The organism is Mucilaginibacter sp. UR6-1 (assembly GCF_020880975.1).
Taxonomy (GTDB): domain Bacteria; phylum Bacteroidota; class Bacteroidia; order Sphingobacteriales; family Sphingobacteriaceae; genus Mucilaginibacter.
In genome coordinates, this window is record NZ_JAJIWP010000001.1 from 736,961 (window position 1) to 749,745 (window position 12,785).

Below are 12,785 nucleotides of genomic sequence, written 5' to 3' on the forward strand. Positions count from 1 at the left end.
AAACTACCGGTGCATTTGTAGTTTACATTAGCTTTTTTTAAAGTTATGGCTGATACACGCAGAGATTTTATAAAAAAGGCAACCATGCTGGCAGGGTCTGCCGGTTTGTTCACGGTATTACCCGAGTCGATACAAAAGGCGCTGGCGATTGATGCTGAAAAAGGTTCTACTTATCTGGATGCCGAGCATGTGGTTTTCCTAATGCAGGAGAACCGCTCGTTCGATCACTGCTATGGCACTTTGCAGGGTGTGCGGGGTTTTGATGACCCGCGGGCGATGCGCCTGCCTGACAAAAACAAAGTTTGGCTGCAAACCAACAAAGCCGGAGAAACTTATGTGCCTTTTAATCTCGATATAAAAAATTCAAAAGCTACCTGGATGCAGTCGCTACCGCACTCGTGGGAAAATCAGGTTGATGCCCATAATAACGGCAAAATGGATGGCTGGCTCGAAAGTAAAAAATCGGGCAATAAGGAGTATGCGCACATGCCGTTAACCATGGGTTATTATGACAGGAAGGACATTCCGTTTTACTATGCCCTGGCTGATGCCTTTACCGTTTGCGATCAGCACTTTTGTTCGTCGCTGACAGGTACAAGCGCTAATCGGTCCTACTTTTGGGCTGGTACTATCCGCGAAAAGCAGGAGATAGGTTCACCGGCGCTGGTATATAATGATCAACTCAACTACCGCGATCTGACCGCCAAAACCTTTCCTGAACGGCTTGAAGAAGCGGGCATATCATGGAAGGTGTACCAGAACGAGCTGAGCCTGGATGTGGGCTTTACCGGCGAGGAAGATGACTGGCTGAGTAACTTTACCGATAACAACCTGGAGTTTTATAAGCAATACAACGTACGCCTGCACAAAGCATACAGGGATAACCTGGTCAAAGCTGAAGCTAAACTGCAAAAGGAGCTGGATGAAATGAAGTCAAAACCGCAGTCGGCAGAGTTAATCACTAAGATCAGCGAAAAGCAAAAGCAACTCGAGCAAGTAATTAGGGATAGGGCAGAGTGGACTCAGGATAGGTTTGATAAGCTGAGCGATCATGAAAAAAGCATCCATAAAAGGGCTTTCGTCACCAACGTTAACCACCCTGATTATCACGAGCTGGAAACACTTAGTTATACCGAGAACGGTGAAAAACGTGAAGTAAAAGTGCCTAAGGGCGATGTGCTTCATCAGTTTAGGGATGATGTAAAGAATGGTAAACTGCCAACGGTATCATGGCTTGCGGCATCATCTAATTTTTCGGATCATCCCTCATCACCTTGGTACGGGGCATGGTATGTATCCGAAGTGCTGGACATACTTACCCAAAACCCTGAAATTTGGAAAAAGACCATTTTTATACTGACCTATGATGAAAACGATGGCTACTTTGACCACGTAGCACCATTCATTCCCCCGCATTCGGCCAAACCCGAAACAGGTAAAACTTCCGCAGGGATAGATACCGCCGTTGAGCATGTAACCGATGCCGAACAGGCACAAAGTGGAATTCCTGAAAAATATCGCCGCGAGGGCCCGATAGGTTTGGGTTATCGTGTGCCTATGGTTGTAGCCTCTCCGTGGAGCCGTGGCGGATGGGTAAACTCCCAGGTATTTGACCATACCTCATGCCTGCAATTTCTGGAAACCTTCCTGAATAAAAAGAAAGATAAGACTATTAAAGAAAACAATATAAGCGACTGGCGGCGTACGGTATGCGGTGATCTCACCTCTGTTTTCAGACCTTATAAAGGCGAGAAGATTAGCTACCCGGTATCTCTAAACCGCGATCAAACCATAAAATCAATTTACGGTGCTAAGTTCAAACAAGCCCCAACAAATTTTAAGGCGCTCAGTAACGATGAGATTGCTGCGGCTAATAAACAACCGGCCTCGCTAAGTACGTTTCCAAAACAGGAAAAGGGTATGCGTCATTCGTGCGCGCTGCCATACCAGCTTCATGCTGATGGAAATTTAAATAATGCAAAGGACAGCATCACCATTAACATGAAAGCCGGATCATCGGCAGGAGCGCCTTTCAATGTTTACGCGCCGGGCAATTACCATCACGAGGGCAAGGCCGCTGAAATAATGCGTAACTGGGCATTCGCGGTAAAAGCCGGTGATGAGATCAGTTATTCATGGCCGGTAAATGCATTTGATGATGGCTGTTATGAGCTGGAGTTATCAGGCCCCAATGGGTTTTCAAGAAATTTTACCGGCGATAAAAACGATCCGCAGTTGTTGGTCAATGCAATGTATCAAGATACCGGAAATATTGAATTGATTGTTGTAAACAATAGTAAAACAAATACTTATACCGTTTCAATAGCAGATCAATCCTACAAACAGGGTACACAAAAGCTAACTGTAAAGGCGGGGCAAACTGTAAAGCAGCTTATCAACTTGCAAAAAAGCCACTCATGGTACGATTTTGTGCTAACAATTCAAGGCCATGATAGATTTTCAAGGCGTTACGCAGGCAGGGTAGAAACCGGCAGGCATGGCTATACCGATCCATTAATAGGCGCGTAAAAATGTATATGTCATAAACAAACAAGCCCGGACGATTAAGTACCGGGCTTGTTCACATCACCTGTTTATCTTATTTTCTTTAACAGTCCCTTAATTTTAAGGTGTTTCAAAATGCTGCGTATCTTACGCTCATTGCGGCTGCCGGCATCCAGCGCGTCAAAAGCGAAACCTGCGGCGGTAGCATAAACAGCATGGTGCAGCGCATCAATAGCTACGGCTTTAGGCTCTTCCTCATTTATAGGAGGTGCGGCATTATATTTAGGTAACAGTACCAATGCGGTTCCCCATACTGCCGCAAAATGCACAGCGGTAGCAGGTAGCCCTTTTAAACCCGTAAGTGATATTAAGCCGCGTGCTACACCCCAGGCAGTACCGTAAGCCCAGTGTATCTCTTGCGATACTTTTTCTTTCTGCTCCTCATTAACGGGCTCTACGTCGGCAGTTTCCTTAACCACTTTTAAAGTGGCTTCACTTGGTTCGCGTTTGGTTATCTTCATCTCTACCAGTTGTGATAATGTGATAGCTGCAGTACCGGCCAACCCGGCAAGTATACCTTTCCCAATGGCACTGCCTAACTCTCCAAGTATGTTATTCTGATGTATTTTCATAAAAACATGTATTATAGATGTATCTGATAAACAGGCGCTTTTTGAAATTAGTTTAAATTATTTCACACTAATTTATTTCTATAAGTTGTAATTCAGTAATTATTATTATGAAAATTAGCTTTACTACAATGCAGTTTATGGTTGCGTATTAATTAATTGGTGTAACTAAATTGTTATGTCAGGAGGGGGTAAAATACAGAAGTTTAAACATGCAATCGATTTTTTATGGCTAAATTTGCAGTGTTAAAAATATTAAAGCCGCCTGTTAGGGCAGCTTTAAAGATACTTCTTTTGGTTAGAGGTGATTGTTTTAGAGTGATTGGTTCAGGCCGGGTTTTCCCGGCCTGAGTTTTTTCAGGCCACTGTGGTATAAATACCAATATTTCCTGTTAGTATTTTATGGATAGGGCAGTGGTCGGCAATTTGTAAAAGCCTGTCAATCTGCTCCTGTATTAATTCACCTTTAAAGCTGAGCATCCTTTCTATCAGCACGCTATCATCGGTTCTAAATAATTCCAAATCAACAGTTATCTCATCTACTATCCACATCTTACGGTCAATATACATCCGCAGTGTAATGCTGGTGCAACTGCCAAGGCTGGCTAATAGCAAGCCAAAGGGATCCATGCCTGTGTCAGCACCGCCCTTATCGGCGGGTTCATCGGCAATAATGGTATTATTACCGCTGGTTATTGTGGTTTGATAGTTCTGCTTTTTAGTTACCGATCTCGCGGTAAGTACTGATTCTTTTTGTTGGCCCATAATAATATATTTACTGCAGGTTTAACCCTTGTAACTCCCAATTGTTGGCTTTAGTTGCAAGGCCTCCGTTATATTTCATGGTGATGTTAAAGTATTGCCTTGTTTGCGAGTTATCATCAGTAGTAACATCGGCATATGAATGTATTACATATACCGAGTCTGACCGTTTACCGAACTCAAACCCTTCATCCGAGAATTTTACGTTGCTTCCTTTAAGCGAGGGTTTTACGATGATCTTGGCTATCTCGTAAGCATCCTGCTTTGAAGGCATACCTCCAAACAGGTTTTTTGATTGTGAGCCTGATGTGGCAAACCTCACCAATATAAGCCCGAACAATATTATAAGCGCTATAATAATCCAAACGCCTAAACGGGCTGTTTTACCCTTGGCCTTTTTTAGCTGATGATAATCCTTTTCCATGGTTACAATTGGGCACTAAAACTATTGATTTTTTAATAAAAATCGTAGCACCTCAAAGCACCGTTAAACTTGTAATTACTATCGCCATTGCCAGGAGTTTCATACACAACACTGCCCTCGGTAGTACCGCTGGTACCGCCGTAACTTAGTTTTGACATGGGCACATCATGGCTAACGCCAACGCGTAATTTATCGCCGCTTTCACGGTTCTTAAATATGTCAAATATAAACGATACCACCACGGCACTTGGGCCGCCTGCACCGCCACGGTACCATAAGCCTGCATTTACGCTACGGCGTTTGTATTGTACGCCCGCGCTGTATGAGTTGATGTTGCTTTGCTTGTAAAATACCACCGAGGGTATTACAAATGACTTTTCATAATCATCAAGGTTATCATACTTATTCAGATCGTAACGATAACTGGCGTGGGCAGCTATACGCATTGGCAATTTTACAGGTGTACCCGTAAATGATTCATTGGGCCGGTTAAGGTGAAAAGCCGCTGCACCCACCATAAAACCACCGGTAACCAGGTTAACCCCCAAGCCCGAATCAAAATAAAAGCGGCTGTTATAGGCCAACAGATCTGCTGAGGTTTGCTGGCCGGGTATGATACCGTAGTTAGGGTCTATCTGATCGCCAAAAACAAGCTTGCTCATATCAACCGAACGGTTGGTGGCGCCCGCTGCTAATCCGAATGACAATACGTAATCATCAGAACCTACGCTGTAGGAATATATGCCCATAATGCTGTTTTTACGCAAATAGGCGGTACCCTCGCTGCTGCGGGTAAACATCAGGCCGAAGCCTCCGCCGAAACGTGGTATGTTATAGTCAATAGTAGCTGACAAATAGTTAAGGTTACCTGGTATGGTTGAGTACTGGTTACGATAGGTAAGACTCATGCGCAGCTTACCCTCAAATTGCCCGTTAAGTGCCGGGTTTAAATATACCGGCGCATTAAAAAACTGCGAATATTGATGATCCTGCCCTAAGCTTTTCATTGCCGTAAGCATTAAAACAAGTACCAATAATTTGCTTTGTATTTTCATTTATAGTAGTGGATATAGTAGATGTGCTTTTGTTTGTTTTGGTTATCTGATCAGGTTTATTACACCGTTTCGTTTTGGCGGCGAGTTACCGTATGACATGCCTTTCCACTCCGTACCGTTTATAAATGTTGCTGATACCTGCCATATGTAAGCGCCCTGCGGTGCCGCTGTGCCTTTAAATGTGCCATCCCAACCTTCAACAGGTTCGCCATTTGCGCCAAGTTTATCAGTTTCCCAAACCAACTGCCCCCATTTATTAAATATTTGCATACGCCATGCTTTGATGCCGGTACCCTTTGCCATAAATGTTTGTAACACACTGCTGCTATTTGTTGGTATAAAGGCATTAGGCAGGTATAAAGAGCCGGGTGTACCGCTGATAGTAACCGTTTTTACAATAAAATCAGTACACGGGGTGCCGTCCGGGTTACGGCGGGTAATGGTAAGTTTAACTTCGTGCGAACCAATATCAGTTTGCGGATAGGTGTATTCCGGATTACGTTGGGTTGATGTAGCGCCATTACCAAACTCCCAGTACCACTCGCTGGGGTTGCCATCGCTGTTATCTTTAAACGAAAAATGGTAATCAGGTATCGTGATCTCCTGACCCGGTGATACCGCGAAATCGGCTTTTAAAGCCGGCTTAACCACAACCGGTTGTGTTATAGCATCGCCGCAGCCTAATGTATTAGTAACAGATAGTTTAACATTGTAGGTGCCGCTTGTGGCATATATATGGCTTGGGTTAGGATCATTTGATGTTGCGCCGTCGCCAAACTCCCATGCGTAAACGTAACTTGTGTTAACCGCTTCAACAGGGGTAAATTTAATGGCGTTGCTGCAATTCTCGGATGTTGTGGTAAAGGTTACTGTTGGCGTTGCCAATATGGTTATCTGGTTTGCACTATAGCTTGAAGGTGCTGCATCACCGCAATCGCCATTGGTAGCTGTTACAGTAACGTTATACTTACCCGGTTCTGTAAATCTGAACGGAGATGCCCCAAGCGGTGCGCCAAACTCACGGTACGGCGTAGTATTATCATCCTTGTAAATGGTATACCGATAGGTTGTGCCTATTGAACCGTTTTCAAAAACTACCTCCTCATTTACACAGGCTTGTTTTTGGCCGCCGCGTATGGTCATAACTGATACGCCGGATACCGAAACATTTACAGGCCACCTGAAGGGGATAGAGGCTGAGTTGCCGCAACGGTTAGTAGCCGTCATGTTTAAATAATAGGTAGTAGTTTCAACCGGTACAACCCTGAAAACGGCGTCGCTTTTGTCGTTTTTTGTGATCTGGTTTGGCGTAGCGATGCTGGTAGCTACCAGGTTGCCATCCTCATCTTCTAACCTGAAAACGTATGTTTCGTCGGTACCCTTTGAATTGTTTTTTACCGTTAATGTGAATGAACCGCAATCAACTGTTGAACCGTTATCATTTGTTTTAACCGGCGCGTTAGCTATCAGCGGTACAGGGTTCAACGGCTTTATGCGGATGCTTTGCGCAGGGGTAGTAGCCGGTGAGCAAGAGTTTTGCTGGGTTAAGGTTACCTGGTAAATACGGTCGGAGCCATCACCATTAGTAAAGGGTTCAAACGTGCGGGTAAACTCAGCATCGTTTATTTCTACCTGGCCATTACCATCACCAAAATCCCACAAAAAGCGTCCTGTTGTTGATGCAGAGGTATTTCTGAAAGTAATAGTGGTTGATCCGCAACCGTAATTGTTGCCCACTATTTCAAATTGCGGGCGGGGGGCAGGGTCAACCCTTACGGTAAGGCGGTGTACATTACCGGTACAGTTACCGTTAATTGGCGTTATTTCATAAACTACCGAGCCTATATCAGTTGAGCTGTTAATCAAAACATCATTAATGGTTTTTGTGGTACCTGATGCTGTGTAACCCGAAACAGATGGCGAGTTGCTTACAACCTTCCACTCGTAGGTACTGCCTGCAACGGGTGATGTTATAGTGTAATTAAGCGCTGTATTGGTACATATGTTTTTTGAAGTAGCGCTGGTTATATCATTTACAGGCTTTATTGAAACCACAAGCGGTGATGATGTGATGCTTTCGCAGCCACTGATATCAGTAGTGATAGTTAGCGTTAATGTGGCTTTACCGGCGGCTATCTCTGCCGCCGATGGCTTGTAAGTTGTAGTCGGGCTATTTCTGTTACCAAAAACACCATTGGCATCAGTACTTTGCCAGGTAAGGGTGTTGTAAGTACCCGCCGTTAAGTTGGCATCAAGGTTTGATACATCATCCGGGCATATCAGCGCTGTGAATTTGGGGTCAAGCTGTGGTGCATTGCGCAGGGTGATCTGCTGGGTACGCTCAACCATTACACCGCAATTATTTTGATGCCTTACTTTAACTACATAAGTACCGGCCCCATCAAAACGGATGGTTGGGTAACGTGAATTTTTAGTTGAGCCACTAATAAACACCGGTTGAGTTGCGCCCGCCGGTACGGTAGGGAATGTCCATTCGTAATTGGGCGATTCATTTTCGGCCGTACCGGTGATAACTGTTTTGGTCTTGTCAGCAGTTTCGTTAAAAGGGATATCCAGTTTTACCTGGCAAAAGGTAACAGCAGGAGAGAGGGTTACGGTTGGTGTAGCATCAACCATGATCTCCTGCGGGGCAGATTGTATGGCATCGCAGCCACCGGTGATAGTTAACCGTACTGAATATTTACCGGCTTGTGTAAACCTGAACACCGGGCTTGCGCTTGTAGCACTTGTGCCGGCGGTATAAGTGAAGCCGGTTGCCGGAGTAACAGTCCAGCGGTAAGTTGGGGTTATGGTAGTACAGGTGGTTGTATTATCATAAGTAGAAGTATTGGTAACCGATATGTTGTTATCAGTACAACCTGTTGCCGTAATAGTAAATTTTGGTACCGGCGGGTTTACTATACATATATTCATGGTATAGTCTGCCACATCACATTTATCATTAGCGCTCGGCTGAAATACCAGGGTTACCGTATACTGACCGGGTGTTGTATAAACGTGCGTAATACGGTCACTATATCGTTTGTTGGTTACTTGTGTGCCGTCGCCAAATTTCCAGGTATATAGCGCATTTGGATTTTCGCAAGAACCAGTACTTGAAGTTGGGCTTTGACCCGGATTTGAGATATTAGTAAATTCAACCGCTTTGCCCACGCAGCCAGTTGCAGCTACATTAAATTTATTTACAGCAGGCTCAAGCACTTGTGCAAACTGCGGCGATGTTGTACCTACATTACCGCAATATGGATTGACACTTTGTAATTCCACCCTAAATACGCCTTTTTTATCCCCCCCGGCATCAAAACCACAGCTTGATTGTGTGTACATGTGTGTAAGCCGACCTTCCTGATTCCTGATATCGAAAATGGTAAAAGTTTGAACTGCTGTTCCGTCGCCGTAGCTTATACGGTAAGTTAAACCCGGAAAATTGTTCTGTATACCCGCGCTTGATTCGTAATCAATAAAAAAGGGCAGTTCTGTGTTATCATTCTTACAAACAATGTTACTGCCTGATGTACCCAGGTTGGTAAATACACGGTTGTTTATCAAGGGGTAAGCCTTTGTGCCGATAACGCCACCAACTTCTGCGCGCGCTATGATAGTATAGTTAGTTGTTGAAGCTGTAAAACTTGCACCGGGCGAAAAATTCAGATCTGGCAGGGCGGTGTTATTGCCCTCGTTGTACATTTTAGCGGTAACAGTAGCACTACTGTTGGAATTGGTAAAGGTAAATGTGCGGTTGTTTATACCCTCGCAAAGCCCCCACACATCGGGGGTGTTTTGCAGGTAGGCTGATGAGTTAATACCTGGTGTATTGCCTTGTGAACCAACAATTGAAAATGTATTTGATAGGGTGCTTGTTACGGCAGGGCTATTTGCTATTATCCGTATCCGGTAACTGCTGCCCGCAGGGGTGCCCGAAGGGATAACACCATTAATGTAAGTATTGTAAAAGCCCGTATATGAGCCTATTTCAACCGCGCTGCCAAAATTGCCGTTGGCATCTGAAAGCTGGAGTCTAAAAGTATTACCTGTACGTGTAAAATACCCGCCTGTATAGTCAATTTTGAAGGATACACCTATGCTTGAACCCTGACCGTAAGGCCCCGGATCAACAGGACGCAAGGTTATGGTTTGTGCCAGTGCAGTGTTTGCACTGCCAATAATAATAGTCAGTAAAAGAAGAACCCGGGTAAAAAGTTTATCCATATAACTCCGTAGATAAAAGCAGTTATGCAAACCTGTAAATTTCACTTACGTTTTAACAGGCAGCAGTTAAATAGCAGTTTTGCTTTCTTGTACGGAATTAAAGCTGAATAGTTACGTTTTTAAGCTATCAGGCAAAGAAAAGATAGCACACCAGGATGGCTGTAATTACCCCCGCCAGATCAGCAAGTAAGCCTGCCGGAATAGCATAGCGCGAGCGTTTTATACCTACCGAGCCAAAGTATAAGGCAACAATATAAAAGGTAGTATCAGCCGAACCATTAAAGGTGCTGGCCAGGCGACCGGCAAAGCTGTCGGGGCCAAAGGTTTTCATAACATCTATCATCATACCTTTTGAGCCTGAACCGCTTAAAGGTTTCATGTAGGCAACAGGCATAGCATCAACAAAGCGGGGATCGGCATTAAAACGGGTAACCACCCAGCGCACGCCATCATTAATATAATCGAGCGCGCCGCAGGTGCGGAATACGCTGATGGCAACCAGCATGGCAACAAGGTAAGGTATTATCTTCACTGATGTTTCAAAGCCGCCTTTAGCGCCCTCAATAAAAGCATCAAAAACATCAATTTTCTTTCTGAGTCCGCCTAAAATAATCACTACTGGTATCAGGAAAAGCAAAAAGTTGCTTGTTACATTTGATACCAGCGTTATTTGCTCTTTACTTAAATGCGTTGTTACGTACCATATAAAAGTGGCAATAAACAAGGTCAGTCCGCCTATCCAGCCCAATATAACCCGGTTAAACAGATTGATTTTTTGCCTTATTGATACGGCAATAATACCAACAACGGTAGCAACGTAAGTAGCGATAATGCATGGAATGAGCACATCAGCGGGGTTAGCTGCACCCAGTATAGCCCTTTGCGCAATAATGGTTACCGGCAGCAACTGCAAACCTGATGTGTGCAGTACCAGGAACATGATCTGCGCGTTCGAGGCGGTTTCCTTATCCTTATTTAATTCCTGAAGGCTGCCCATAGCTTTAAGGCCAAGGGGAGTGGCGGCATTATCCAACCCAAGCATGTTGGCCGAAAAGTTCATCAGCATCTGGCCTGTGGCAGGATGATTTTTGGGTACTTCCGGAAATAAACGTTGAAAAAAAGGCCCCACAATGCGCGAAAGTAAGTTGATCGCTCCTGCTTTTTCGGCAACGTTAAGTATACCAAGCCAAAATGCCATATTCCCTATCAGCGGCAGGGCAATATCCATAACGGATGATTTGGATGAATTGAACACCCCTTCAACCATTTGCTGAAATATCTGGGTATCACCTAAAAAAACAAGTTTAATGAGCCCGATTATAAAGGCGATCACAAAAAAAGCTATCCAGATGTAATTTAAAACCATTCGATATTGTGCTACGGTGCGTGAAGATAGTGTTTTTATTAAAATTTTAAAGCGGCCGGTGTATGCGCAACATCCCGCAAAAACATCATAATAAAAACATAAAGCAGGTATCGTTACTATATAAAACCGTTAAATTTATAACTTAGCCGTATTATATAATACACTATGCCTAAAATAGAACTTTCGCGCGTTCATGGCGATTATGGCTTTGAAGCGTATGACGAGAACGGACACACCGTATGTATGGATACCAGCCCCGAAAGCGGCGGCGATAACTTTGGCGTTCGCCCGATGCAGATGTTGCTGATGGGAATAGGTGGCTGCTCAGCCATTGATGTGATCAGTATTTTGAAAAAACAGCGTCAGGATGTGAAGGACTATAAGATGGTGATCAATGGCAACCGTGAGGCAGGCAAAGAGCCTTCACTGTGGCAAAATGTGGATATTGAATTTCACTTATACGGTACTATTGATGCCGATAAAGCACAGCGTGCCGCCGACCTTTCTATTAATAAATATTGTTCGGTAGCGGCAACCTTAGAAAAAGCCGGTGCCGCCATAACCTGGCAGGTGTTTATACACCCGGCCGAGTAGTGTTTAATTTTTACATTCTTTTTTCTCATGTCAGATCAGTTGAACCCGATATCCAAAGCGATACGTATACAAACATCAAAAACTGCTCAAAAAGAGCATTCTACACCACTTTATTTAACAAGTAGCTTTACTTTTGAAAATGCTGAAACCATGCGTGCGGCCTTTGCCGACGAGGTTGAAGAGAACATTTACAGCCGTTTCAGCAATCCTAATGTTGATGAGTTCATCAATAAAATGTGTGCACTTGAAGGTGCCGAGGATGGCTTTGCCACCGCCACAGGTATGAGCGCTATATTTTCATCATTTTTTGCCCTGTTAAAGCAAGGCGACCATTTGATATGCTGCAGCTCGGTATTTGGCAGTACCTTTACCATTGTAACAAAATATTTTCCGCGTTATGGCATCACCTGTACATTAGTACCGGCTGATGATAAAGCTGCCTGGGAGGCCGCTGTGCAACCTAACACTAAAATGGTGTATCTTGAAACACCAACCAACCCGCAAATAGGCATTATTGATTTGGAGTGGGCAGGGCAGTTTACTAAAAAGCATAACATCATACTAAATGTTGATAACTGCTTTGCAACACCTGTAATTCAGCGTCCTATTGATTTTGGGGCTGATCTGGTAATTCACTCTGCTACAAAATGGATAGACGGACAAGGCCGTGTACTGGGCGGTGTTATTGTTGGCCGTGCCGATCTGGTTAAAGAGATTTACCTGTATTGCCGCCATAGCGGGCCTGCTTTATCGCCTTTTAACGCCTGGGTATTAAGCAAAAGTTTAGAAACGCTTGATGTACGTATGGAGCGCCACAGCAAAAACGCCCTTAAGGTTGCCGAGGTGCTGGAGCAGCATCCGGCGGTTTCATGGGTAAAATATCCGTTTTTGCCAAGCCATCCACAATACGCAATAGCCATAAAGCAAATGAAAGCCGGTGGCGGTGTGCTTTGTTTTGAGATTAAAGGCGGCTCGGCAGCAGGTGCTAAATTCCTGAATTCATTAAATATGATATCAGTTACCGCTAATCTTGGCGATACACGTAGTATTGCAGCGCACCCCGCCAGCACAACCCACTCAAAATTAACTGAAGATGAGCGCTTATCGGTAGGTATTACGCCGGGACTTATCCGTATATCAACCGGCTTAGAGCATGTTGATGATATTATTGCTGATATTGAACAAGCTTTAGCGCAAAGCACTAAATAATTATGTAGCTA

9 protein-coding genes are annotated in these 12,785 nt (G+C 44.3%); 3 read left to right on the forward strand and 6 right to left on the reverse strand.

Annotated elements, in window-relative coordinates; all coding sequences use genetic code 11:
• The first annotated feature begins 45 nt into the window (after positions 1-45).
• Positions 46-2,529: a phosphocholine-specific phospholipase C gene (locus LJ707_RS03230; protein ID WP_228949295.1), complete on the forward strand. Its 2,484-nt coding sequence runs from the start codon at positions 46-48 to the stop codon at positions 2,527-2,529.
• Positions 2,530-2,594: 65 nt separating this feature from the next.
• Here LJ707_RS03230 and LJ707_RS03235 read toward each other — a convergent pair whose 3' ends face one another.
• The 6 genes from LJ707_RS03235 to LJ707_RS03260 all read right to left on the reverse strand — a co-directional run bounded on the left by LJ707_RS03235 (position 2,595) and on the right by LJ707_RS03260 (position 10,971).
• Complete coding sequence (locus LJ707_RS03235; RefSeq protein WP_228949296.1) at positions 2,595-3,137, reverse strand: hypothetical protein; 543 nt, start codon at positions 3,135-3,137, stop codon at positions 2,595-2,597.
• 354 nt (positions 3,138-3,491) lie between these two features.
• Positions 3,492-3,899, reverse strand: coding sequence for an OsmC family protein (locus LJ707_RS03240; protein ID WP_228949297.1), 408 nt, complete (start codon positions 3,897-3,899; stop codon positions 3,492-3,494).
• A gap of 10 nt (positions 3,900-3,909) precedes the next feature.
• Positions 3,910-4,320, reverse strand: a complete 411-nt coding sequence (locus LJ707_RS03245; RefSeq protein ID WP_228949298.1) for a hypothetical protein — start codon at positions 4,318-4,320, stop codon at positions 3,910-3,912.
• 32 nt (positions 4,321-4,352) lie between these two features.
• Entirely contained in the window at positions 4,353-5,375 is a 1,023-nt protein-coding gene (locus LJ707_RS03250; protein WP_228949299.1) for a PorP/SprF family type IX secretion system membrane protein, read from the reverse strand.
• A gap of 42 nt (positions 5,376-5,417) precedes the next feature.
• Positions 5,418-9,605 carry a PKD domain-containing protein gene (locus LJ707_RS03255; protein ID WP_228949300.1) on the reverse strand — a complete coding sequence of 1,396 codons (4,188 nt, stop codon included), beginning with the start codon at positions 9,603-9,605 and terminating at the stop codon, positions 5,418-5,420.
• A 127-nt stretch (positions 9,606-9,732) separates the two neighbouring features.
• Positions 9,733-10,971, reverse strand: coding sequence for a nucleoside recognition domain-containing protein (locus LJ707_RS03260; protein ID WP_228949301.1), 1,239 nt, complete (start codon positions 10,969-10,971; stop codon positions 9,733-9,735).
• Between the two features lie 165 nt (positions 10,972-11,136).
• Between LJ707_RS03260 and LJ707_RS03265 the strand changes: the two genes are divergently transcribed.
• Positions 11,137-11,565 carry an OsmC family protein gene (locus tag LJ707_RS03265; protein ID WP_228949302.1) on the forward strand — a complete coding sequence of 143 codons (429 nt, stop codon included), beginning with the start codon at positions 11,137-11,139 and terminating at the stop codon, positions 11,563-11,565.
• Between the two features lie 27 nt (positions 11,566-11,592).
• A complete protein-coding gene (locus LJ707_RS03270; protein WP_228949303.1) occupies positions 11,593-12,774 on the forward strand; it encodes a PLP-dependent aspartate aminotransferase family protein in 1,182 nt (393 codons plus the stop codon).
• Positions 12,775-12,785: the final 11 nt, after the last annotated feature.

Excerpts from the sequence above, each read along its gene's own strand:
- LJ707_RS03270 (WP_228949303.1), top strand. The coding sequence starts at position 11,593 with ATGTCAGATCAGTTGAACCCGATATCCAAAGCGATACGTATACAAACA.
- LJ707_RS03265 (WP_228949302.1), top strand. The coding sequence starts at position 11,137 with ATGCCTAAAATAGAACTTTCGCGCGTTCATGGCGATTATGGCTTTGAA.
- LJ707_RS03230 (WP_228949295.1), top strand. The coding sequence starts at position 46 with ATGGCTGATACACGCAGAGATTTTATAAAAAAGGCAACCATGCTGGCA.
- LJ707_RS03235 (WP_228949296.1), bottom strand. The coding sequence starts at position 3,137 with ATGAAAATACATCAGAATAACATACTTGGAGAGTTAGGCAGTGCCATT.
- LJ707_RS03255 (WP_228949300.1), bottom strand. The coding sequence starts at position 9,605 with ATGGATAAACTTTTTACCCGGGTTCTTCTTTTACTGACTATTATTATT.
- LJ707_RS03260 (WP_228949301.1), bottom strand. The coding sequence starts at position 10,971 with ATGGTTTTAAATTACATCTGGATAGCTTTTTTTGTGATCGCCTTTATA.
- LJ707_RS03250 (WP_228949299.1), bottom strand. The coding sequence starts at position 5,375 with ATGAAAATACAAAGCAAATTATTGGTACTTGTTTTAATGCTTACGGCA.
- LJ707_RS03240 (WP_228949297.1), bottom strand. The coding sequence starts at position 3,899 with ATGGGCCAACAAAAAGAATCAGTACTTACCGCGAGATCGGTAACTAAA.
- LJ707_RS03245 (WP_228949298.1), bottom strand. The coding sequence starts at position 4,320 with ATGGAAAAGGATTATCATCAGCTAAAAAAGGCCAAGGGTAAAACAGCC.